This is a genomic window from Saccharothrix sabaoui, from assembly GCF_051756985.1.
Taxonomy (GTDB): domain Bacteria; phylum Actinomycetota; class Actinomycetes; order Mycobacteriales; family Pseudonocardiaceae; genus Actinosynnema.
Map to the genome: position 1 here is coordinate 1 of NZ_JBPKJK010000057.1, position 22,647 is coordinate 22,647.

Annotated in this window: 12 protein-coding genes; all 12 read right to left on the reverse strand. The window is 75.0% G+C overall.

What is annotated here, in order from left to right; all coding sequences use genetic code 11:
* Positions 1-93: 93 nt before the first annotated feature.
* Positions 94-798: a thioesterase II family protein gene (locus tag ACR807_RS19310; RefSeq protein ID WP_438922734.1), complete on the reverse strand. Its 705-nt coding sequence runs from the start codon at positions 796-798 to the stop codon at positions 94-96.
* A gap of 75 nt (positions 799-873) precedes the next feature.
* Positions 874-4,035, reverse strand: a complete 3,162-nt coding sequence (locus ACR807_RS19315; protein ID WP_438922735.1) for a non-ribosomal peptide synthetase — start codon at positions 4,033-4,035, stop codon at positions 874-876.
* Between the two features lie 152 nt (positions 4,036-4,187).
* Entirely contained in the window at positions 4,188-6,584 is a 2,397-nt protein-coding gene (locus ACR807_RS19320; protein ID WP_438922736.1) for a non-ribosomal peptide synthetase, read from the reverse strand.
* A gap of 23 nt (positions 6,585-6,607) precedes the next feature.
* Positions 6,608-8,023 carry a serine hydroxymethyltransferase gene (gene glyA / locus ACR807_RS19325; protein WP_438922737.1) on the reverse strand — a complete coding sequence of 472 codons (1,416 nt, stop codon included), beginning with the start codon at positions 8,021-8,023 and terminating at the stop codon, positions 6,608-6,610.
* On the reverse strand, positions 8,020-8,712 hold the full coding sequence (locus ACR807_RS19330; RefSeq protein WP_438922738.1) for a thioesterase II family protein: 693 nt from the start codon (positions 8,710-8,712) through the stop codon (positions 8,020-8,022). Before ACR807_RS19330 ends, glyA begins: the two co-directional genes overlap by 4 nt.
* A complete protein-coding gene (locus ACR807_RS19335) occupies positions 8,709-10,046 on the reverse strand; it encodes a condensation domain-containing protein (protein WP_438922739.1) in 1,338 nt (445 codons plus the stop codon). Before ACR807_RS19335 ends, ACR807_RS19330 begins: the two co-directional genes overlap by 4 nt.
* Before the next feature lie 5 nt (positions 10,047-10,051).
* The gene (locus tag ACR807_RS19340; RefSeq protein WP_438922740.1) at positions 10,052-10,900 is read right to left on the reverse strand and encodes an SDR family oxidoreductase; all 849 of its coding nucleotides are present in this window, start codon (positions 10,898-10,900) and stop codon (positions 10,052-10,054) included.
* Positions 10,897-12,249 carry an MFS transporter gene (locus ACR807_RS19345; RefSeq protein ID WP_438922741.1) on the reverse strand — a complete coding sequence of 451 codons (1,353 nt, stop codon included), beginning with the start codon at positions 12,247-12,249 and terminating at the stop codon, positions 10,897-10,899. The genes ACR807_RS19340 and ACR807_RS19345 overlap by 4 nt, the downstream gene beginning before the upstream one ends.
* On the reverse strand, positions 12,246-15,359 hold the full coding sequence (locus tag ACR807_RS19350; protein ID WP_438922742.1) for a condensation domain-containing protein: 3,114 nt from the start codon (positions 15,357-15,359) through the stop codon (positions 12,246-12,248). The genes ACR807_RS19345 and ACR807_RS19350 overlap by 4 nt, the downstream gene beginning before the upstream one ends.
* The gene (locus tag ACR807_RS19355; RefSeq protein ID WP_438922743.1) at positions 15,356-16,477 is read right to left on the reverse strand and encodes a MupA/Atu3671 family FMN-dependent luciferase-like monooxygenase; all 1,122 of its coding nucleotides are present in this window, start codon (positions 16,475-16,477) and stop codon (positions 15,356-15,358) included. Before ACR807_RS19355 ends, ACR807_RS19350 begins: the two co-directional genes overlap by 4 nt.
* Complete coding sequence (locus ACR807_RS19360) at positions 16,470-19,511, reverse strand: type I polyketide synthase (protein WP_438922744.1); 3,042 nt, start codon at positions 19,509-19,511, stop codon at positions 16,470-16,472. The genes ACR807_RS19355 and ACR807_RS19360 overlap by 8 nt, the downstream gene beginning before the upstream one ends.
* Positions 19,508-22,636 (reverse strand): non-ribosomal peptide synthetase, encoded by a 3,129-nt coding sequence (locus ACR807_RS19365; protein WP_438922745.1) that lies wholly within the window; start codon positions 22,634-22,636, stop codon positions 19,508-19,510. The genes ACR807_RS19360 and ACR807_RS19365 overlap by 4 nt, the downstream gene beginning before the upstream one ends.
* Positions 22,637-22,647: the final 11 nt, after the last annotated feature.

Below are 22,647 nucleotides of genomic sequence, written 5' to 3' on the forward strand. Positions count from 1 at the left end.
TGGCCTGGTTGCCGGTGCCGGGCTCCGGCGAGCTGTCCTGGCGGGTGATCGGGGAACCGGGAGCCCACCGGCCCTCCCGCGTGCCGCGGGCCTTCACCCGGGGGCCTCCACCAGCGCGCCGAGCGTCTTCCAGAACAGCGGCCAGTCCTGGGTGAAGTACATGTGGCCGCCCGGCACGTCCACCACGGTGGTCTCGGCGGAGGTGTGCTCGGCCCAGCGAGCCGCGTCCTCGTACGGCACCAGTTCGTCCTCGGTGCCGCGCAGGACGCTCACCGGCACGGTCAACGGGCCGCCGGGTGGAGGGGCGTAGCCGTCCTGGACCTCCAGGTCGGCGCGGAGCGCCGGGAGCAGCAGTTCTCGCAGCTCCGGCTCGTGCCAGGCTTCGTGGTCGTAGCCCACGAGCCCGCGCAGTCGCGCGACGAACGCGTCGTCGTCCAGCAGGGCGCCGTCCATCCGGGGGCGGGCCACGTCGGGCGCCGCCGCCCCGCTGACCACCAGGCGCTCGGGCAGCCGCGCTCCGTCGGCGGCGAGCAGCCGGGTCGTCTCGTACGCGAGCAGCGCGCCGAAGCTGTGCCCGAACACGGCGAACGGACCGGTTCCCGCCGCTTCCCGGACCTGGTCGGCGCAGACGCGGGCGGCAGCCGCCATGGTGGTGCAGGGTTCCCGGACGAACCACTCGTCCCGTCCCGGCAGCTGGACCGGAACGACCCGGAACGGCAGGCCGGGCTGGTTCTGCCACGGCCGGAAGACCCCGGCCCCACCTCCGGCGTAGGGCAGGCACATCACGGCGATCGTCATCGTGACTCCAGGGGAGTGCGGGAGGAGGGAGGGGGCGCGCCCCGGGGACTGCGGCACGGGGAGCCGTCGGGGTGGTCAGCGGCGGGACCGGCCCGCCCAGCCGCTCAGGGCCCGGGCGCGGCGCGCACCGCGCTGCGAGCCGTTCGGTGCGTCGGCCGGTGCCGGGTTCCGCCCTCCACCGGCGGGAGCCCCGGCACCGTCGGGGCGAGCGTCGTCGAGGCCGTCCAGGAACCCGGCCAACGTCCGCACCCTGGTGTACCGGAACAGGTCCGCCGCGTGCAGCGAGGGGTAGCGGGACCGCAGCAGGGTCAACACCCGGAGTATTCCCGAGGACGTGCCGCCGAGTTCGAAGAAGGTCGCCCCGGTGTCGGTGACCGGTTCGCCCAGGACCCGCTCCCAGGACCGCAGGACCGCGGCAGCGGCCGTCCCGGGCAGTGCGGGGGCGGCGGGGTCCACCACCTCGGCACTCGCGGCGGCCCAGCCGGCGAGGACCCGCCGGTCGAGCTTGCCGTTGGGCGAGCGGGGCAGGTCGGCCACGCCGTGCCACTGGGTGGGCAGCATGGCCCCGGTGAGCCAGTCCGCCGTGCCGCGCCGCAGCTCCGCCGCGACGGCGGCGGGCAGCGGGCGGGGCGACGGGCCCGCTCCGGGGTCGTCCTCGCGCACGAGGAAGGCGATGACGCCGGTGTGGTCCGGCAGCGGGGCGACGGCGGCGTCCCGGACGCCGGGACGCCGGCGCAACGTGGTCTCGATCTCCCCGGTTTCGACGCGCTGCCCGAGGATCTTGACCTGTTCGTCGGCCCGGTGGAGGAACTTGAGGCCGGTGCCGGGGGTGAAGGACACGACGTCGCCGCTGTGGTAGCCGGTGACGCCACCGGCACGGGGCAGTGCGGGGAAGCGCTCGGCGGTCAGGTCCGGGCGCCGCCAGTAGCCGTCACCCACGCCGGTGCCCGAGATCAGCAGGTCGCCGGGGCACCCCGGTGGCAGGTCACGGCCGCCCGCGTCCACCACGTGGCAGCGCACGCCCGGCAGCGGCAGGCCGATGTGCACCGGTGCGCCGGGGACGACCCGCCACAGCGTGGTGTACACGGTGGCCTCCGTCGGTCCGTAGCCGTTCAGGACCGGACCGGGGACGAGACCGGCGAGGTCGTCGGCGAGGTCGTCGGCGAGCGGCTCGCCCCCGACCAGGAGGCCGCCGAGCCGGGCGAGGAACGCGCGCCCCCGCGGGGAGGCGGTGTGCAGCCGGGCGGCGGACGGGGTGCACTGGTAGAACGCGCCGTCGGGGTCCGGTACGTCCTGGAGCACCGTGCGGTGGCTGGTCACGTGCACCGTGCGGCCGTTGGTCAGCGGCCAGACCAGCTCGACGAGACTGATGTCGAAGGAGGGACTGGTGCCTGCCAGGACCACGCCGGGGCCGTCGGCGAACTCGGCGTCGAAGGCGGCGAACAGGGCGCACAGGTTGTCGTGGCGGACGACGGCGCCCTTGGGGCGGCCGGTGGACCCGGAGGTGTACATGACGTACGCGGGGGCGTCGGCGGCGACGTCCGGCCACTTCGCCGGGGCCGGTGAGGAGGAGTCCGGGGCCAGTGTCCGCAGGCCGGGCAGCAGGGGGGCCCTGGCGATCAGCGCGGCGGGCTCGGCGTCGCGCAGGACGTAGCGCAGCCGTTCGGCGGGGTGGTCGGGGTCCAGCGGCACGTAGGCGGCACCCGCCCACCAGGTGGCCAGGACCGCGACGACCAGGTCCGGTGAGCTGTCCAGGTGGATCCCGACCCGGTCCCCCGGGCGCACGCCCGCCGCCACGAGGGCGGCGGCCAGGGCTCGGACGCGGTCGGTCACGGCGGCGTAGTCCAGTTGTCCGGTGCCGCTGCGGACGGCGACGGCCGCCGGGTCGGACTCCGCCCTGGCCCGGACGAGGTGGTGCACCGGCACGGTCGCGGTGGCGACCGGGGGACCCGTCAGCGCCGCGAGTTCGGCGCGTTCCCGCGCGCCGAGGAGGTCGTGCGCGGTCAGCGGCCGGGCCTCCGGAGCGGTCAGCGCGTCGAGGGCCGTGACGAGGTGGTCCAGGAAGCGCTCCGCGACGCGGGCGTCGAGGGCCGGCCGGGGGTGGGCGACGACCAGGTGCTTCCCGCCGTCGGGGGCGTGCAGCAGGGTGACGCTCAAGTCGTACTCGACCTGGTCGGACTCGGGCGGTTCCACCCGCCACCGCAGACCCGCCGCGTCGACGGTCTCGGTGTGCAGCTCGCCCTGGGTGCACAGCAGCTGGGTGAAGGGCTTGCGGTCGGGGTGGCGCGGTGCGCCGGTCACGGCGAGGATGTCCTCGATCGGCAGGTCAGCGTGCTCGACCGCGTCGAAGAGAGCTTCCAGGGTGCGGTCGAGCAGGTCTTCCGTGGTGGCGCCGGCCAGGTCGACGCGGATCGGGATGGTGTTCTGCAGACAACCGACGACCGAGACGCCGCGGGTGTCCCGCTCGGCCCCGCTGACCGTGGCGACGACGATGTCGTCGGTGCGCCCGTACCACCCCGCGACCCAGGCCAGGGCGCTCATCACCTGGGTGAACGCGCTCGCCCCCGTCTCCGCCGCGCGGCGGGACATCCGGTCCACGAGGGTGTCGGGCAGCCGCGTGGTGAGCGACGCGCGGGTGCGGTCCGCGCCGGGCGTGAGCTGCGGCAGGGCGCAGTCCTCCGGTGCCTCTTCGAGCGTGGTCGTCCAGAACCGCCGCAGCAGGTCGAGGCGTTCGGCGGACAGGACGACCTCGGGCGGCTCGGCGTCGGCGAGTTCGCCCGGCCCCAGCCCGTGGGCGGTCGTCAGCGAGGACAGCAGGGCGGGGGCGGAACCGTCGTCGAAGACACCGTGGTGCACGGCGAAGAGCAGGTGTGCCCGGTCGGCGCGGTGCAGGACCGTGATCCGGCACAGCGGTGCACCGGAGTGGTCGAAGGGGGCGCCGAGCCTGGCCACGTGGTGTTCGAGGGCCCGGTGCGCCGACTGCTCGTCCTCCGGCAGGGGGTGCACGGCGAGCGGGACCTCGGGCACCGGGTGGACGCGCTGAACGAGGCCCTCGGGCTCCACGTGCAGGGAGACCCGCAAGGCCGGCTGGGCGCGCAGCACAGCGCGCACGGCGGTCAGCAGCCGGTCGATGTCCACCGCTCCGGAAACGGCCAAGGAGTGCACGATGGCGGGCCGGGGCTGCTGCACGTCGAGCACGAAGAAGCGGAGCTGCCCCGGGGTCGCGGGTTTCTGCATTCGGAGTCCTTCTCGATCTGCTCGGGTTCCCCGCCCCGGGAGGTCTCGCGGCGTTGTGCGGCCGAGGTCGCGGAGAACGGCGAAGTCGCGGTTCACCTTTCGGCGGGATGACGCGGGACGCGGGAGTCGGGGGGCGCGGGATTCGGGGGCGCTCAGCGGGGAAGCGGGGGGCGTCCGGTGGCGGCGACGTGGGCGGCGAGCCGGCGGACCGTCGGGTGGCGGAACAGCTCGGGCCAGCTCAGGCCGTCGTCGATGCGGGCCAGGCAGCGCAGCGCGGACATGGAGTCGCCGCCGAGCGCGAAGAAGTCGGTGTCGCGGCCGACCGGACCGGTGTCCAGGACGTCCTGCCAGACCGCGGCGATGTGCTCTTCCCAGGCACCGACCGGGGCTTCGAAGGCCGCCGCTCCGGACCCCGGTGCGTCGGGGGCCACCGAGAGGGCGCCGAGGGCCTTGCGGTCGAGCTTGCCGTTGGGGTTGAGGGGCAGCTCGTCCAGGAGGAGGACCGCCGCGGGAACCATGAAGGAGGGCAGCACCTCGGCCAGGTGTGCGCGCAGTTCCGCGGGGCGCGGGGTCCGACCGGGGCGGGGGACGACGTGGCCGACCAGCCGCCGGGTTCCGGGGGGTTCCTCCCGGGACGTGACGACGGCGTCCTTCACGTCGGGGTGGGCGCGCAGCACGGCTTCCACCTCGCCCAGTTCGACGCGCAGGCCGTGCAGCTTGACCTGGAAGTCCTTGCGGCCGAGGAGTTCCAGGACGCCGTCCGGGCGCCAGCGGGTGAGGTCCCCGGTCCGGTAGAGGCGGTCGTGCACGGCACCGCAGGACCAGTCCAGGAAACGTTCGGCGGTGAGGTCGGGGCGTTCCAGGTAGCCGCGGGCCAGACCGACGCCGGCCAGGTGGAGTTCGCCGACGACCCCGGGCGGGACCGGCTGCAACGCGTCGTCCAGGACGTACACGCGCTGGTTGGCCATGGGGCGGCCGTAGGGGATGCTGACCCAGGCCGGGTCGGTCTCCGTGACCTCGTGGATCGTGGAGTGGATCGACGCCTCGGTGGCACCGCCGAGGGCCGCGAAGCGGACGTCGGGGGCGAGCGCCCGCACCCGTTCGGGCAAGGACACCGGGACCCAGTCGCCCCCGAGCATGACCAGCCGCAGCCGGCCCAGGGCCGTGCCGCCGGTGTTCTCCAGGTGTTCCGCGAGCAGTTCCAGCAGGGCCGGGGCGGAGTTCCAGACGGTGACGTCGTGCCGCGCGAAGAGGCGGGCCCAGTGCGCCACGTCCTTGGCGCGGTCCGCCTCGGGCACCACGACGGTGCCGCCGGCCGCGGTGATCCCGAGGAATTCGTAGACCGACATGTCGAAGCTCGGTGAGGACAGGGCGAGGACGCGGTCCGAGGGGCCCACGGCGAACCGGGAGTTGAGGTCCGCCAGGTTGTTCACCACGCCGCGGTGGCGCAGGGCGATGGGTTTGGGCAGGCCCGTCGACCCGGAGGTGTGGATGACGTAGCACAGGTCGTCGGGACCCGCGATCCGTCCGGGGTCGGTTCCCGGCCGCGCCGCGAGGTCGGGCTCGGTGCCGTCGAGGAGCCCTTCGACCAGGACGACCGGTCGGTCGGTGCCGGGTGGCGGGGCGGGCAGCGCGGCAGCCCGGACCCGGTCCGTGACCACGGCCGCGCAGGAGGTGCCGTCCAGCATCGCGCTCAGCCGCTGGGCGGGGTAGTCCGGGTCGAGGGGCACGTAGGCGCCACCGGCCTTCAGGACGCCCAGCACGGCGGCGAGCAGGGTGGCGGAGCGCTCCAGGCACAGCCCGACCCGTACGTCGGGCCCCACGCCCCCTTCCCGGAGCCGGTGTGCGAGCCGGTTGGCGGCCGCGTTGACCTCCCCGTACGTCCAGGTGCGCGCACCGTCGACGACGGCGGGTGCGCCGGGGCCGGTCGCGGTCCTCTCCTCGAACGCCGTGTGCAGGCAGGTGCCGTGCGGCAGGTCGGCCGCCGTGTCGTTCCACTCGGTCAGGACGCGGTGCGTCTCCTCGGCGGTGAGCAGGGCCAGCCGGGAGACCGGTGTGCGCGGGGCGCGGACGGCGCCCGCTGTGAGGGTGCGCAGGTGGGACAGGACGCGACGGGCGGTGTCCGCCGTGAACAGCCGCTCGTCGTAGCGCAGTTCGGCGGTCCAGGTGTCGCCCTGCCGGTTCAGGGTGAGGTGCCACTCGAACGGCGGGGTGCCCTGCGACCCGGTGCGGTGGGCGACCGCCACCACCGGCGTGCCGAGGTCGGCGGCGGGCGACACGGGGGTGCCGCGGGCCGCCAGGTCCGCCGCGGTGGAGTCCGGGTCGACGGTGTACCCGATGGTGCCGTCGGGAGTGGCGAGGGCGATCGCGTCCTGGCCGGTGAGGCGGTGCAGCAGTGCCGCGAAGCAGGCCGTGAGCCGTTCGTGGGCCGCCGCCCCGTCCTCCTGCGCGACACCGGCCAGGGTGTCCCGGACCAGACCGGTCGCACGGGGGACGGCGCCGGCGCGGCGCGGTCGGTCGGCGCGGATGAGCACGGCCGGCCAGGTCATCGGAACTGTGGTGGTGTCGGGGCTCACAGGAATGCTCCCGTCCGGAGGGCGCTGTGGGCTTCGGCCAGGGCGGTCGAATGCGGCAGGGGGTGGCGGGCGCACAGCGCCCGGACGTGCTCGCGCAGGCGAACGCGCCGGTAGGGGTCGATGCGGTACTCGGTGTCGCTCAGCGGGGTGGTCGCGGTCAGGACGGCGTGCATCAGCTCCGCGCACTCGCGCATGTGCTCCGGCCCCATGCCGCGCTGGGCGAGGATGTTGCAGCCCAGCCGGATGCCGCTGGTGATCAGAGGGGGGCGGGCGTCGCCCGGGACGCGGTTGCGGTTGACGAGGATCCCGCACTCCTCCAGCGCCCGTTCCGCGACGACACCGGTGAGCCGGCTGTGGCGCAGGTCGATCAGGGCCATGTGGTTGTCGGTCCCGCCGGTGAGCACCTCGTGGCCCAGGCGTGCCAGTTCGGCGGCGAGCGCGCGGGCCCCGGAGACGGTGAGCCGCGCGGTACGGGCGAACAGGGGCTCGGCGGCGAGTGCGAAAGCGCGCGCCTTGGCGGCGATCGACGCGGGGGCGGGGGTGCCCTGGTGCTGCGGGAAGACGGCCCGCTGCATCAGCTGGTCCAGCGGGGTGCGCCCGTCGGGACCGGGGGCCCGGTGGTCGCGACCGCTGAGGATGAGCCCGCCCCGCGGTCCGCCGAGTTGCTTGTAGGTGCTGGTCGTGGTGATGTGCGCGTGGTCGACGGGGCTGGGGTGCTCGTTGGCGGCGACCAGGCCCGAGATGTGCGAGATGTCGGCCAGGAGGTAGGCGCCGACCGAGTCGGCGATCTCCCGGAAGCGGGCGAAGTCGAGGGTCCGGGAGTAGGCGCTGGCACCGGCGATCAGCACGGTGGGGCGGTGTTCGGCGGCGAGTTCGGCGACGCGGCGGTAGTCGATCCGGCCGCTCGCGTCGAGGCCGTAGTGCACGGCCCGGTAGTGCCGTCCGGTGACCGAAGCGGGGGAGCCGTGGGTGAGGTGGCCGCCGGCGTCCAGGTCGAGACCGAGCAGGGTGCCGCCGGGCGGCACGAGGGCGGCCAGCACGGCGAGGTTGGCGGAGGAGCACGAGTGCGGCTGGACGTTGGCGTAGCGCGCCCCGAACAGGGCCTTGGCGCGCCGCACGGCGAGCCGTTCGACCTCGTCGAAGTTGACCGCGCCGGGGTGGTAGCGGGCGCCGGGGTAGCCCTCGGCGGTGACGTTCGACAGCGCGGACCCGCTCGCGGCGAGGACGGAGGGCGCGGCGATGCTGGCGGACGCGATCATCGCCAGGGTGGTGTCCTGGTGGCGGACCTCCGCGTCGAGGAGGCCCGCGAGTTCGGGGTCCTCGCGGTGCAGCTCGCCCAGCCCCGCATGGGTGAGGCCGGCCTGCCCGTATTTCGCCCCGCGCAGGTTCGGGGGGAGGTCGGCCAGGGTCACAGCTGCTCCTCGATGACGCGCCACAGCTCCGGCATGGAGTCCAGCAGGTAGAGGTGCCCGCCGGGCATCTCCACTTCGACGTAGTCCTCGGTGGTGAAGGTCTTCCAGTCGGCGACCCCTTCCGCGGAGGCCACCGTGTCGGATGCGCCGCGCAGCGCGGTGAGGGGGATCGGCAGGGGGTCGAGCACCTCGGGCCGGTAGTCGCTGTACTGCTGCAGGAGCCGTGCGTCGGCGCGCAGCACGGGCAGCAGCAGGGCGCGCAGTTCGGGGTGGTCGAGTGCCTCGAAGCCGCGCAGGCTGTCCTGCTTCAGCGATCTGACGGCCTCGTCGTCGTCGGTGCTGAGACCGGTGTAACCGCGGTGGCGGGGGCTGCGCGTGCCGCTGACGATCAGCCGCTCGGGCAGCGGCCCCCCGGTGTCGTACAGGTGGCGGGCGGTCTCGAAGGCGAGCAGCCCGCCGAAGCTGTGGCCGAAGATCGCGAAGGGTTCCCCGGCGGCGGCTTCCGCGACGCGGCGGGAGAGGTCGGTGACGCACTCGTGGAAGGAGGCGTAGCAGGGGCGGGAGAACTCCTCCTCCCGTCCCGGGAGCTGAACGGGTGTGGCGCGCGCCCTGCCGGTGCTCAGGGCCTTCCAAGGGCGGTAGACACCCGCGCCCGCTCCGGCGTACGGCAGGCACATCACTCGCGTCATCGGGCGCTCTCCTCGGTCGTTGTCGCGGGTGCGGGCCGGAACGGTCCGGGAGGGGCCGCGGCGGTGTGCCGCCCCTCCGCTCCGGTCAGCAGGGCGAGCCGGTGCCGGACGGCGGCCGACAGCCTTGCCAACCGCCCTGCCCAGGGGCTGCCGGCCGGGGCTTGCAGCATTCCCCCGAGACGGTGGCCGGGCAGCTCGTTCAGCTGGAACAGGACCTCGGCCTGCCCGCCGAGCGGCACCACGGGTTCGGTGTGCATGCGGACCCCTCCGGCGGCGTGGACGGGGCGCGGCCAGCTCTCGTACGCGAACAGGGCCTGGTACAGCGGCATGCGGCGCCCCGGACGGGTGCGCACCGCGCGGATCAGGTCGTCCTGCGGCAGGTCCATGTGGAGCAGACCGTCGGTGACGGTCCTCCAGGTGCGCTCGCAGGCGGCGGGTCCGGCGGGCCGCCGCACACGCACCGGCAACGTGGTCAGCAGGCAGCCGATGACGTCCGCGAGGTCCGGGGTCCGGGTGGACACCGGGGTGCCGATGCAGAAGTCCTCGGCCCCGCACAGGTCGTGCAGGGCCTGGGCGTACGCAGTGAGCAACACGGCGAACGGGGGGCAGGCGAGGCGCCGGCCCGTCTCGCGCGCCGCGGCGCCCGCCCCGTCGGGGAACCGGACGGCACGGCGGTGCAGCTCGGCCCGGGCGAGCTCGCGCTGGGTCGGGCCGTCGCGGTCCCCCGGCAGGTCGGGCACGCCGTCGAGCGCCGTCCGCCAGTAGGCGGCGAGCTCGGCCCGGCGTCCGGCGTCCGGCGGTCGCGGGGCCGGGTGGGCGGGCGGCGGCGGTTCGGGTTCCCCGGCGACGACGCGGGCGTAGGCCCGGGCGAGGTCGGCGGTGAACACCTCGTGGGACAGCCCGTCGTACACGAGGTGGTGCGTGAGGACGTACAGGGTGGCGCCGGGGGCGTCCTGCGCGTCCTCGGCGAGCGCGAGGACGACGTGGCGTCCGGTGGAGGGGTCCAGGAGCCCGGTCCGGGCCAGCTCGTGGGCGGCGGCGTCGAAGTCGGTGCCCGGGGGGAGTTCCAGCAGCGGCGGTTCGACGGGCGGCACGGTCGTGCACCGCAGTTCCCCCGCCTCGGGCGTGAAGACCGACCGCAGCACCGGGTGGCGGGTGACCACCCGTGCCGCTGCCGCGGCGAGTGCCGTCGGGTCCGGGGAGCCTTCGACGCGCACGGTGCTGAGCACCCTCCAGGCGGGTGCGCCGGGGGCGATGCGCTCGGCGAACCAGAACTGGCGTTCCGTCGCCGAGGCGGCGCGCGGTTCGGCACGGGGCGTTGAGGGGGTGTCCACGGGCGTCACCGGGCCGAATAGCCCGCGTCGACGGTCAGGGTGGTGCCGGTGACGCGTTGGGAGGCGTCGCAGGCGAGCCAGAGCGCGGCGGCCGCCACGTCGGCCGGCTCGACCAGCCTGTGCATCGGCTGGTCGGCGGTGAACAGTTCCTCGTGCTCGGCCGGCGGGACGTCGAGCGCCCGGGCGACCTCGGAGAGCATCCGCCCCTCCATGGCGGGTTCGTCCCGGATGTTGCCGGGGCACACCGCGTTGACGCGCACGCCGTACGAGGCGTAGTCGAGGGCACTGGCCTTGGTGAGGCCGACCAGTCCGTGCTTGGCCGCGACGTACCCGGCGAAGTTGCGGTAGCCCACCAGGCCCGCGGTGGAGGCGATGTTGACGATCGCCCCGGAGCGGCGTTCCACCATGGCGGGGGCGAACACCTTGGTGGCGCGCCAGGCGCCGCCGAGGTCGACGTCCACCATCAGCTGCCAGTCCGCCTCCGACGTCTCGTGCACCGGCCGGCCGGAGGGGGCCACTATGCCCGCGTTGTTGACGAGCACGTGCGGCGCGCCGAACCGGTCGTGGGTCCGCTCACGCAGCTCGGTCAGGGCATCGAGGTCCCGGACATCGACGGCCGCGGTGAGGACGTCGGCGCCGTGGCGGCGGCAGGCGTCGGCGGTGTGGTCGAGCTGGCTCGCGGTGCCCATCGGGTAGGGGACGCCGGGCACCGGGGCGGCCACGTCGAGCAGGACCAGGTCCGCGCCCTGGGCCGCGAAGGCCAGCGCGCAGGCGCGCCCCGCGCCCCGCGCGGCGCCGGTGATCACCGCTGTGCGTCCTTCGAGGACGCCGACGGACTGGTGCGCTGCGGTCATCGGACCGTCGCCCCCCTGCCCGCCGTGGGCTCCGGGTCCGTGTCGGGCGCGATCCGCGCGTCCTGCTCCGGCGCGGCGGGCCCGTCCCGGTCCCCTCCGGTGCCCGGCCGCTCGTCCATGGCGCGCAGGCCGGGCCACCGCCAGCTGACGGCGATCAGGACGAGGTAGACGAGGGCGAAGCAGAGCATCGGCACGCGCAGCCCGGCCAGGTCCACCAGCCAGCCGGCGGTCAGCACACCGAGCGGGGCGGAGGTGAGGGCCATGGCACCGGTGAGGCCGAAGACCCGGCCGCGCAGTTCCTCGGGGACGCGTTCGAGCATGACCGTCGAGAGCATCGGGTTGAGCGGTCCGCCGGCCACCCCGACCAGGAAGCAGATCACCGTCACCCCGACGGCGCCGGGCTCGAAGTAGAGCATCAGCCGCAGCACGGCCACCGCCGCGAAGCAACCGAACAGGGTGTAGCGGCGGTTGGACAGGATGTTCCGGCTGGCCGGGCCGTACAGGAAGGTGCCGACGATGGCGCCGACGCCGACGGCGCCGAGGAACCACCCCATGGCCGCGCTGTTGTGCAGGACGTCCTGGGCGTAGACCGGCAGGAACAGCGGGGTGAAGGCGTCGTCGAGGAAGTTGGTGACGACGACGAAGGCGGTCATCGCGCCGATCACCGGCATCGTGCGGACGAGCGCCACGCCTTCGCGCAGCTGGCCGAAGAAGCCGGGCCCGGCCGCCAGGTCGTCCCGGGACTTCTTGTTCTCGGCGACCGGTACCGCGAAGGCGACCAGCGCGGCGGCGACGAGGAAGGTCGCGGCGTCGACGTACATGCCGACGGCCGAGCCGCTCGCCGCGATCAGCACGCCGGCCAGGGGTGCTCCGGCCACCAGACCGAGCCGGGGGGCTGCCTGGTACCAGGAGTTCACGCTCTCCAGCCGGGCCCCGGCGCCTTGGATGACGGGCTTGAGGAGCGTCATCCGGGCGGCGGTGGCAGGGGTCGCCACGATCGTGCGGGCGAACAGCAGGGCGAGCAGCAGCGGGATGGGCAGCCCCGCGGTGGCGTCCAGGAGCGGTATGAGCAGCACCAGGATGCCCGCGGAGAGGTCGGACAGCACGCTCAGCCTGCGCCCGCCGAACCGGTCGACCAGGACGCCGCCGACAGCGCCCGCGAAGATCAGCGGCAGGGCGCCGATGAACCCGGCGAGACCGGTGGTGACGGCCGAGCCGGTGGTGTGCAGGACGTACAGGGGGACCGTCACGATCGTGATGGCGTTGCCGAAGGCCGACAGGTACTGGGCCATCAGCAGGAACACGAGCGGGCTGCGGTGCCGGAGGGCCGTCGTGGTGCTCTCGGTCATGCCTGTTCCCCCTGTCGTCCGCGGCGCTCTCGGCTGAGCCGTGCGAAGAGACGTTCCATGGTTTCCCCGGTGACCCCTGTCGTGCCGGGGACGTCGACCGGGACTCGGTCCTGCTGCGCCGCCTCGAACAAGCCGCGCAACTCGCGGGCTGCCGCCTCGGCGGCCGTGCGGACCGCGACCGGGTCGACGGCGTCGGGGTTGTACAGCCAGCGCAGCACGGCGCGGCCGTCGTGCACCCCGACCGCCACGTCCACGTCCACGTCGCGCTCCACCTCGGCGTTGCCGCGGGCGGCGGTCTGCGTCGAGGCGGTGAAGGGGCCGTGCGAACCGTCGACGGGGGCGGCCAGCTCGCCCAGGTGGTTCACGATCACCCGGGGCCGTTCCAGTGCGGCGAACTCCGCGCGCAGGTCGGGGTCGGCGGCGCAGGCCAGCATGCCGAACGTCTTGCCGGAATCGGGTACCCCGCGCAGCGCGGCGGCCGTGGCCCGCAGGTCGTCCCGGGCCGGGCCGCCGGTGAGCGGCACCAGGAAGGGGTGGGCGGCCGAGTAGAACCCGACGGCCCGGTCCGGGTCCCAGTCGGGCAGCGCGGCCAGCGGGTCGCGGCCCAGGCCGATCAGCCACACCGACGGCCGGTCGTGCGGTGCCCAGCGCCGCAGCGCGCGGGCGACGGAGGTGAGCGCGGCGGCCCGCAGCGTGCCGTGGCCGCCGGGCGGCAGCGGTACCGACACCTCCAGCGACCGCTCACCGGCGTAGGTGTTGGGGCCGTCCAGGCGCCAGCGGTAGTGGCCGGTGCCGCTCAGCTGGGCCCGCCAGTACCCGGCGTGCGGCGCCGGGTCCAGTGCCCGTACGACGGCGGCGTGTTCGGCGTACCCGGCGCGTTCGGCCACGAGCGGCCGGCCCCGGTAGGCGGCGGCCAGGTCGGCGATGAGGATGTCCCAGGACATGCCGTCGACGACCAGGTGGTTCGCGCTGAGGACGACGCGGTCCGCCTCGTCGGGCGCTCCGGGCAGGAGGCTGACGGCGAACAGCGGCCCGGTGACGCGGTCGAAGCCCGCCCGCTGGGCGTCCACCACCCGCTCCGGGTCGGTGCCGGCGGGCTCCACCGACCAGTGCCAGTCCGCGCCGGGCACGAGCCGGGTGCCGAGGACGCCGTCGGGGCGCACGGTGGTGGTCAGCGTCGGGTGGGCGCGGACCACCTCCCGGGCCGCCCGGCGCAGGCGCTCCGGGTCCAGGTGGCGGTCCGCGGTGAGGACGTGGCTGTGCGAGAGGTCCTCCACCCGGGACAGCCCGCGGCTCAGGAGCATCTCCTGCTCGGGGCCGAGGGGCCCGGCCGGTGGGACCGGCGCGCGGTCCGCCGGGGCATCGCGGCGCGTGCCGAGGACGCGGGCGAGTCCGGCCGGGGTCGGATGGGTGAAGACGTCCTTGAGGGTGACGGTGAGGTCGTCGCCGCGCAACCGGTGGGCGAGCCGGACGGCGAGCAGCGAGGTGCCGCCACTGGTGAAGAACACCGCTTCGGGGTCGGCGCGTTCGACGCCGAGCACGTGGACCCACGCGGCGGTGACCCGGTCCAGGATCGCCGCGTCGACGGGTCCGCCGGCGACCGTGCCGGCTTCGGCACCGTGGCCGAGCAGGGGGGGCGGTGGCGCCTGCGGCGGCGGAGCGGGCCGCCGCAGCGGCTCGTCGGGGCGTTCCGCGAACTGCTCGACGAGCTGGAGCAGGCGGTCGGCCATGGCGGCGACGGTGGCGTGGTCGAACAGCGCCGTCCGGTACTCGATGCGTCCGTAGACGACCTCCCCCACCCGCCACCAGGCGGTGGTCAGGTCCATGGTGGAGACGCCCTCGGGCACGGCGTTGGCGTACACCTCGGCACCGGGGAGCTCCAGGGACCGCGAGTCGTCGAGGTCCAACTGCACCAGCATGGTCTGCAGCAGCGGGTACCGGGTGGCGGACCGGCCGGGGGCGGTGGCCTCGACGATCTCGCCGAAGGGCACTTCGCGGTGGTCGGCCACGGCGGCGGCGGCAGCGGCCGTGGCCGCGAGCACGTCCAGCGGGGTGGGGTCCTCGGGCAGCCGGATCCGCAGCGGGATGCTGGTCAGCAGGAACCCGATCAGCGGTGCCGCCCCCGGCTCGCCGCGGGTGGCGGTGGGGATGCCGATCACCAGGTCGCGCTGCCCGGTGCGCTCGTACAACAGCGCGGCGTACGCGGCGGTCATCGCCGTGGCCGGGGTGGTGCGGACCTCCCGCGCGCGGCGGAAGAAGGATTCGGCGACGGCCCCGTCGAGGATGAAGCTGTGGTGCTCGCCTGCGTGGTCGGAGGTGTCGGGGCTGCGGTCGTAGGGCAGGGCGAGGTGCTCGGGGACGCCGTCCAGGAACGTGCGCCAGAAGTCCCGGTGGCGGGCGCCCCGCGGACCGGCGAAGTACTCGCGCTGCCAGTGGGCCCAGTCGCCGAACTGCACCGGCATCTCGGCGAGGCGAGGCGCGCGCCCCTCGGCGAGGGCCCGGTAGTGCTCCAGGAGTTCTTCGTTGAGGCGCACGTACGACCACTGGTCGACGAACGAGTGCGGCATGGTTTCCACGACCTGGTGGTCGCCCTCGGCGACCTTGGCCACCGCGAGGCGCAGCACCGGGTCGGTGGCGAGGGCGAACGGGCGGCGGACCTGTGCGGCGATGAACTCCCGACGGCGCCGCTCGACCTCGTCGGCGGGCGCGGCGGTGGTGTCGGCGGCCGTCAGGTCGGTGTAGCTGAGGTCCGCCCGCCGGTCGGGGTGCACTCGCAGGTAGGGGCGGCCGTCCTCGGCCTCGGCCCCGGAGCGCAGCAGGTCGTGGCGGCTCACCAGGCTGTCCGCGGCGCGGCTGAAGAGGTCCGGGTCGAAGGCTCCGAGCACGCGCAGCCCGTAGCCGAGGGTGTAGGTGGTGGTTCCCGGGTCGAGCTGGTCGAGGACCCACAGGCGTTCCTGGTCCAGGCCGAGCGGGAACCGGTCCCGCGGACCCGGCCTGGGCCGCAGCACCGGGCCGTGGCTGGTGGCGAGCCGATCGGTGAGCGCCGCGCGCTGAGCGGGGGTGAGCCGGGCGAGCCGGGCCGTCAGCCGCTGGTCGGCGGGGGTGTTCACGCGGGCCTCCCCACGGCCGCGGCACCGAGGTGGAACAGGGTGGGCAGCGACTCCAGGACGTCGCCGGCCGGGAGCCCGAAGTCGATCAGGCAGCCGACCTCGTCGGCGCCGGCCGCGGCCAGCTCGGCGAGGACGGCGCGGGCCTTGGCCGGGCTGCCGAGCAGCGAGGGACCGGTCAGGAAGTCCAGGTAGGCGTTCTCCAGGAGCACGAACTCGTCGCTTTCCCCCGTCTGCTTGCGGAAGGACCGCAGGTAGGCGTGCATGGCCGGGCGGAGGAAGTCCTCCAGGTCCGGCCGGTCGCTGACGTACGCGTGCGTCATGACCACGACGTCGCCCTCGCCGGTGTGCCCGGCGTCCCGCCACTCCTGCCGGTAGCGGGCGATGTTCTCCCTCAGGGCGGGCAACGTCTGCCCCAGGAGCGCGGTCGCCACCCCGTAGCCGGCCCGGGCGGCGGTGACGAAGGTCCCGGGTGTGCCGGTGGCGGTGAGCCACACCGGCAGCTCCTCCTGGACGGGCCGGGGGCGGGTCGACGCCTGGGTCGTGGTGCCCGCGGTGGACGGGTACGGCAGGGTCTCGCCGCGCCACAGGGCGCGCACGTCCTCGATGGTGCGGCCGGTGACCTCGCGCCGTTCCCGGTAGTCGTCCCGGGCGAGGGCGAAGTCGTCCGGGTGCCAGCCGCTGCCGAAGGAGAGGCCGACACGACCGCCGGAGAGACCGTCCACGACCGCCCAATCCTCGGCGATGCGGGCCGGGTGGTGCAGCGGGGCGGCCACGCTGCCCGCGTGGATGCGGATGGTGCGGGTGCGGGTGGCGACCGCGGCGGCCAGCAGCGCCGGGTTGGGCGAGAAACCGCCGAAGTCGACGAAGTGCCGCTCCGGGAACCACACGGCGTGCTGGCCCGCCGCGTCGGCCTCGGCGGCGGCTTCCAGGACGAAGGCGTAGTAGGCACTGGCGTCGGCGTGGTCGGCGCTGGCGAAGAAGTAGAGGCTGCGGCGCAGGTGTTCGGGCAGTGCGACCGGGGCCTGCGCCTGCTCGGCGCGCTGGGTTCGCAGACCCGCGCCCAGCCTGCGCCGCTGTTCCGGGGTCAGCGCGTCGAGGCGCGCGGAGAGATCACTCATGGTCCTGCCCGTTCTCGTTCTCGATCTCCGCCAACAGGCGCAACAGGGCCTCGTCGTCGCGTTCCGCGACGAGTTCTTCGGTCCGGGCCGTGAACCCGGCGAGGGAGGAGTTCTCGTAGAGGTCCTGGAGCCGGATCCCCACCACGAGGGCGTCGTTGACGACGCTGACCAGGTGGGCGGCGTGCAAGGAGGTGCCACCGAGGTCGAAGAAGTTGTCCTGCGGCCGCAGTTCGGTGACGCCGAACGCCTCCTGCCAGATGCCGCGGACGGCGTCGGCCGTCGACGTTCCTCCGGACCGCTCCGCACCGGCGGCCGGGAACGGGTCGGCGCCGTCGGCCACGGGGACCGGGTCCGTCGGGGTCGCGACGGCCGAGGGGTGGACCTCGGGGGCCTGGGGCGCCGGAGCCTCCACCCAGTGGCGGTTGTCGGCGAAGGGGTAGGGCGGCAGCGCCACGGCGCGTGCGGGCCGTGGCGGGTCGGCCAGCGGGTGACCCGCTGTCCACAGCACCGCCAAGGCGCCGTGCCATTCGGCGGTCTCGTCCGAGCCGCGGCGGTCCGACGCGTCGACGACGGGGATGTCGTGCTGCGCGGCCAGGGCCGCCCGGCGGATCTCCGCGGTGGCCGCGTGGGCCCGGTGCAGGCCGAGGACGGTGTCCGGGCGGGCTTCGAGCAGCGTGGTGACCGCGTCGGTGAAGCGGACCGGGTTGCTCATCTGGCGTCCCCAGTAGGCCGGGTCGACCGCCTGGGCCGCGGTGAGCAGCGACCCGGTGAGCCCGGAGACGATGGGGACCGCGGGCGTCGACAGGGACAGGGAGGCGACGAACGCCTCGAACTCCTCCGCGGGGCCGACCATCGAGCGCGAATGGGCGGCGTGGGCGATCGGCAGGCGCTTGGTGCGGATCCCGGCCTCGCCGCAGCGCGCTTCGAAGGCGGCCAGATCGGCTTCGGGGCCGCCGCAGACGGTGTTGTCCAGCCCGTTGAGCACGCACACGTCGACCTCCAGGCCGGCCGCGAGCCGTACCGCGGTGTCCTCTCCGGCGCGCACGGCGGTCATCGCGCCGGGCTCCGCGGTGGCCATCAGGTGTCCTCGGCGCACGATGGCGGCTGCCGCGTCGGCGGTGGAGAAGACACCCGCGTGGGCGGCCGCGGTCAGCTCGCCGACGCTGTGGCCGAGCAGCAACCCCGGGGTGAGGCCGTGCCGCTCGGCCTGGCGCAGGCCGGCCAGTCCGAGGACGAACAACAGGGGCTGGACGAAGGTGGTGTCGACCAGGCGCGGGTCGTCGGCGGGCCAGGTCCGGGCGTCTGCCAGGTCGGGTCCGCCGGCCCGGCGCACCTCGGCGGCGAGTTCGGCCAGGTCGGCGGCGAACCGGTCGTCCCCGGCGGCGAGGCCCGCTCCCGCGCCGGCCAGGTCGACGCCCTGGCCGGGCAGCACGGCGGCGAGCGACGGAGCGGTCACGGCGCGGCGTCCGCCGTTGCCGGCCGCCGCGGTCAGTTCGGCCACCAGGCGGTCGCGGGCCTCGGCGGGGTCGGCGGGCAGGACGGTCGCCCACCGCTCGGGCAGCGCCTTGCGGTGGTGCCGCAGAGTGCCGGTGATCTCGCCCAGGGGGAGTTCGGCGCCGTCACCGTCGAGCCACGCGGCCAGGTCGCGAGCCTTGTTCCGGAGGGCCTCGGGGGTGGCTGCGGACAGCACGACGAGGTGGTGCGCGCCCCGCCCCGCCGGGTCGTGCCCGACCGGACCGGTGGTCCGGGGTGCCGCGGACAGCAGTACGTGGCAGTTGGTGCCGCCGAGCCCGAACGAGCTGACCCCCGCGGTGCGGGGCCGGTCGGCGGGCCAGGGCCGGGCGGTGCGGGGCAGTTCGAAGGAGGCGCAGCCCAGCTCCACGTCGGGGCCGTCGCCGGGTTGGGACGGGGTCGGCGGCAGGACGCCCGCCTCGACCGCGAGGACCGCCTTGATCAGGCCGATGACGCCGGCCGCCGAGTCGCAGTGGCCGATGCTCGGCTTCACCGCCCCCAGCGTGAGGACGGAACCGGCGGGTCGTTGCCCGTAGACCTCGGCCAGTGCCGCGAGCTCGACCTGGTCGCCGAGGGTCGTGCCGGTGCCGTGGGTCTCGACGTAGCCGACGTCGCGCGGTTCCAGCCCGGCGACGGCCAGTGCCTCGCGCAGGACGTCGGCCTGGCCCTGCGGGCTCGGCGCGGTGAGGCTCATGCGGGCGGCGCCGTCGTTGTTGACGGCACTGCCCAGCAGGTGCGCGCGGGCGCTCTCGCCGGTGCCGGGCAGGTCGGAGACCCGGCGCAGCACCACGATGCCGGCTCCGCTGGAGGGCACGGTCCCCGCCGCGTCCTCGGTGAACGCGCGGCACCGGCCGTCGGGCGAGGTGACGCCGCCCTCGGCGAACGCGTAGCCCTGCTCCGCGTCGAGGTGCACCGTGGCCCCGCCGGCTATCGCGATGTCGCACTCGTAGGTGAGCAGGCTGCGGATCGCCTGGTGGACCGCGACCAGGGAGGTGGAGCAGGCGGTCTGCACGGTGATGGCGGGGCCGGTCAGGCCGAGCCGGTAGGCCAGGCCGGTGGCGAGGAAGTCGCGGGAGTTCCCGAGGGCGAGCTGTTCGGCGCCGAGCGCGCGCAGGATCTTCTCGTCCTTGAGGACGTGGTCGCGGTAGTACGTCTCGCTGCCGCACCCGACGAACACCCCGATGCGGCCCGGGGTGCGTTCGGGGTCGATCCCGGCGTCCTCCAGGGCCTGCCAGGCCACTTCGGTGAGGACCCGGTGCTGAGGGTCGGTGGCCGCGGCCTGGGAGGGCAGCATGCCGAACAGCTCGGCGTCGAACCGGTCGAACCGGTCGATCTGCCCCGCGCGCAGTCGGTCGCCGGGCGCGGTGGCCGCCGGCAGGGAGACGACCCCGTCGGCGATCGCCGCCCAGAAGGTCCCGGGGTCCGCGCTGCCGGGCACTCGCAGGGACATGCCGACGACGGCGACGGCGTCCCTCCCCTCCGCGACCGTACCGGGGTGCTCGTCGTGGCCGTTCTCGCTCACGCTTCCTCCTGACGGGGGCGCCCGTCGGAGGGCGGACCGATGACGTCCGCGAGGCGGCGCGGGGTCGGGTTGCGGAATATGTGCTTGAGCTGGGAACCGCGGAAGCCGTTGGAGCGCTGGAGCGCGTTGAGGCGCACCGCCAGCAGCGAGTTCCCGCCCAGCTCGAAGAAGTTGTCGTCGCGTCGCACGGGGACGCCGAGGAGCTGCTGCCACACCTGGGCCAGCAGGCTCGCGGCGTCTGCCGGCTCCTCGGGAGGCACGTCCGGGCCGGCGTCGGTGGTCGCGCTCGGGGGGTCGGTGTCGTGACCGTGCGCGGGTGGGGGCAGTCGGGTCGCGTCCAGCTTCCCGTTGACGGTCAGCGGCAGCGACGGCACCGCGGTGAGGGTCGCGGGCAGCATGTGCGCGGGCAGGCTCGCGGCCAGCCACCGGCGCAGCTCCGCGAGGTCGGGAGCGGTGCCGGGGCCGACCACGTAGGCGTCCATCCGCGCGGTGGCCGCGTCGTGGGCGTCGCGGACGACCGCCGCGGCCGCGGTGACGGCGGGGTGGGCCAGGAGCGCGCCGCGGATCTCGCCGGGCTCGATGCGGTGGCCGCGGATCTTGACCTGGTCGTCGAGTCGGCCCAGGTGTTCCAGTTCTCCGTTCGGCAGCACCCGGCCGCGGTCGCCGGAGCGGTAGAGGACCTCCTCCGGGAGTCCGGCGAGGCTTCCGGGCAGGAAGCGCTCGGCGGTGAGTTCGGGCCGGTTGAGGTAGCCGGCGGTGACACCGCTCCCCGCGACGTGGATCTCGCCGGGGACCCCCGGGGCCACCGGGCGCCTCTCCTCGTCCAGGACGTACAGCCGCCACCCCGGCAGGGGGAGTCCCACCGATCGGGTTCCGGCGAGGGCGTCCGCCCGGACCAGGTCGCGCCACGTGCAGTGCACGGTGGTCTCGGTGATGCCGTACATGTTGACCACGCGGCAGGTCCGCTCCGGGTGGCGGTCCATCCAGGGCAGCAGCACCCGCGGGTCGAGCGGTTCACCGCCGAAGATCAGCAGGCGGACGGAGAGCGGGTCCGGTGCGGTCGCGTCCGCGGTGAGGAGCTGCGTGAACGCGGAGGGGGTCTGGTTGAGCACGGTGACGCGTTCGGCGGCGAGCAGGGCGTGGAAAGCCTCCGGGTCGCGGGCCGTCCAGTGCGGTACGACGACCAGGTGGCCACCGGTCAGCAGGCACCCCCACACCTCCCAGACGGAGAAGTCGAAGGCGAAGGAGTGGAAGAGGGACCAGGTGTCCTGCTCGGTGAAGCCGAACCCGTCCGGGCCGGCCGCGGCGGCCAGCAGCGCGACGACGTTGCGGTGCCGCACCAGGACCCCCTTGGGGGTGCCGGTGGAGCCGGAGGTGTGGATGACGTAGGCGACCCGCTCCTGGTCCGGTCCGGGCAACGGGGTCCCGGGGTCGGCGGGCGTGGCGTCGACGGGGAGCAGTTCCACGTGCGGCGGCAGCAGTGCCGGGTCGCGGTCGGTCACGGCGGTGGTGATGCCGGTGTCCTCGACGATGAACGCCAGCCGTTCGCGCGGGTGGTCGGGGCTGAGGGGCACGTAGGCGGCACCGGCCTTGAGCACCGCGAGGAGGGCGACGACCAGGTCGGTGCCGTGGTGCAGGCAGACACCCACCCGGTCACCGGCGCGCACACCCGACTCGGCCAGGGACCGGGCGAGCGCGGTGGCGCGTTCGTCGAGTTCGAGGTAGCTCAGCCGCTGCTCCCCGCAGCTGACCGCGGTGCGGCCGGACAACCGCGTGACCTGCTCGGCGAAGAGCGAGACGAGGTCGGTCCCGGCGGTGTCCGCGAGCAGCGGTCCGGCGGTGACGACGCGGTCGGTCGCGGGGACGGTGGAGAGGGGGGCGTTCGGGTTCTCGACCATGGCGGTGAGCGTGGCCTCCAGTTGGCGGCAGAAGCCGGTGGCCCCGGCGGTGTCCACCTCGGTCGGCCGGTGGCGCAGCAGGCCGCGCTGCTCGCCGCCGAGGTCTTGCCGGAGGTAGAGGGCGATCGGGAACTGGGCCGGTCCGAACCCGGGGTCCGGCAGGGGGCGCGCCGTCAGTTCCGGCGTGGTGATGTCGGGCAGCGTCCGGCAGGGGACGACGACCAGGGACAGGCCGGCGCGGTCGGCGGGGGGCAGCACCGCCGACAGCGGCAGGTCGGCGTTCCGGTAGGCGGACATGGCGGACCTGTGGGCCTGGCGCAGGTAGTCGGCCACGGTTCGGGTGCCGCCGGTGTCCAGCGGCACCGGCACGGTGGCGCTGAAGTAGCCGATGGCGGTCGTGTGGCGAGGGGCGCGGCGGGAGACGGTGGTGCCGAGCACGGGTCGGGCGGTCGCGCTGTTGCGGCTCAGCACCAACCCGGCGGCGGCGAGCACCAGGGAGTGGCGGGTGAGGCCGAGTCCGGTCGCCAGTTCGCCCGCGGCGTCCCACACCGCGTCGGGGATCAGCAAGGGCACCGTGCCGGAAGACCCGGCCGGGGCCGGTCCGGCCGCAGGAGCACCGGGGGTGCGGGCCCACTCCAGAGCGGCGGACACCCCGGGAGCGAGGTCACGGGCGAGGTCGGCGGCCCGTCCGAGCCGCTCGGGCGGCAGTTCGTGCTCTCCCCGGGACCACTGCGCGAAGGATTCGCCTGGGACGTCGGGCACGTCACCGAGCAGCCACTCGGCGAGCACCGCCATGGACGTTTCGTCCACGAGCAGGTGATGGACCGTCAGGCACAGGTGTGCGGTCCGGGAGCCGTGCCTGACCAGGACGACGCGCAGCAGGGGCCCGTTGTCGAGGTCGAACGGGCGCAGCGCCTCCCGGCGCAGGCGGGCTCGGGCGAGTGGCCCGTCCGGGTCGACCGGGGCGTCGGCGACGAACAGCTTCGGGGGCCTGCGGGCCGGGGCGAACACCAGTCGATCGTGGTGTTCCGCCACCCGCGCGCCCAGCAACGGGTGGGCGGCGAGCACCTCGTCCAGCCGGGCGCGCAGGGAGTCCGGGTCGAGGGCGCCGTCGACGCGCAGGAACAGCGCGGAGTTGTACGTGGCGGGGTCCTCGGCGCTCCGGTCGGCCGCGTACAGGTCGCACTGGCTCGGGGTGAGCGGCAGCACCGCGGTGTCCCCGTCCACGCCCGGGCTGT

Excerpts from the sequence above, each read along its gene's own strand:
- ACR807_RS19310 (WP_438922734.1), bottom strand. The coding sequence starts at position 798 with ATGACGATCGCCGTGATGTGCCTGCCCTACGCCGGAGGTGGGGCCGGG.
- ACR807_RS19355 (WP_438922743.1), bottom strand. The coding sequence starts at position 16,477 with ATGAGTGATCTCTCCGCGCGCCTCGACGCGCTGACCCCGGAACAGCGG.
- ACR807_RS19345 (WP_438922741.1), bottom strand. The coding sequence starts at position 12,249 with ATGACCGAGAGCACCACGACGGCCCTCCGGCACCGCAGCCCGCTCGTG.
- ACR807_RS19330 (WP_438922738.1), bottom strand. The coding sequence starts at position 8,712 with ATGACGCGAGTGATGTGCCTGCCGTACGCCGGAGCGGGCGCGGGTGTC.
- ACR807_RS19315 (WP_438922735.1), bottom strand. The coding sequence starts at position 4,035 with ATGCAGAAACCCGCGACCCCGGGGCAGCTCCGCTTCTTCGTGCTCGAC.
- ACR807_RS19320 (WP_438922736.1), bottom strand. The coding sequence starts at position 6,584 with ATGACCTGGCCGGCCGTGCTCATCCGCGCCGACCGACCGCGCCGCGCC.
- ACR807_RS19340 (WP_438922740.1), bottom strand. The coding sequence starts at position 10,900 with ATGACCGCAGCGCACCAGTCCGTCGGCGTCCTCGAAGGACGCACAGCG.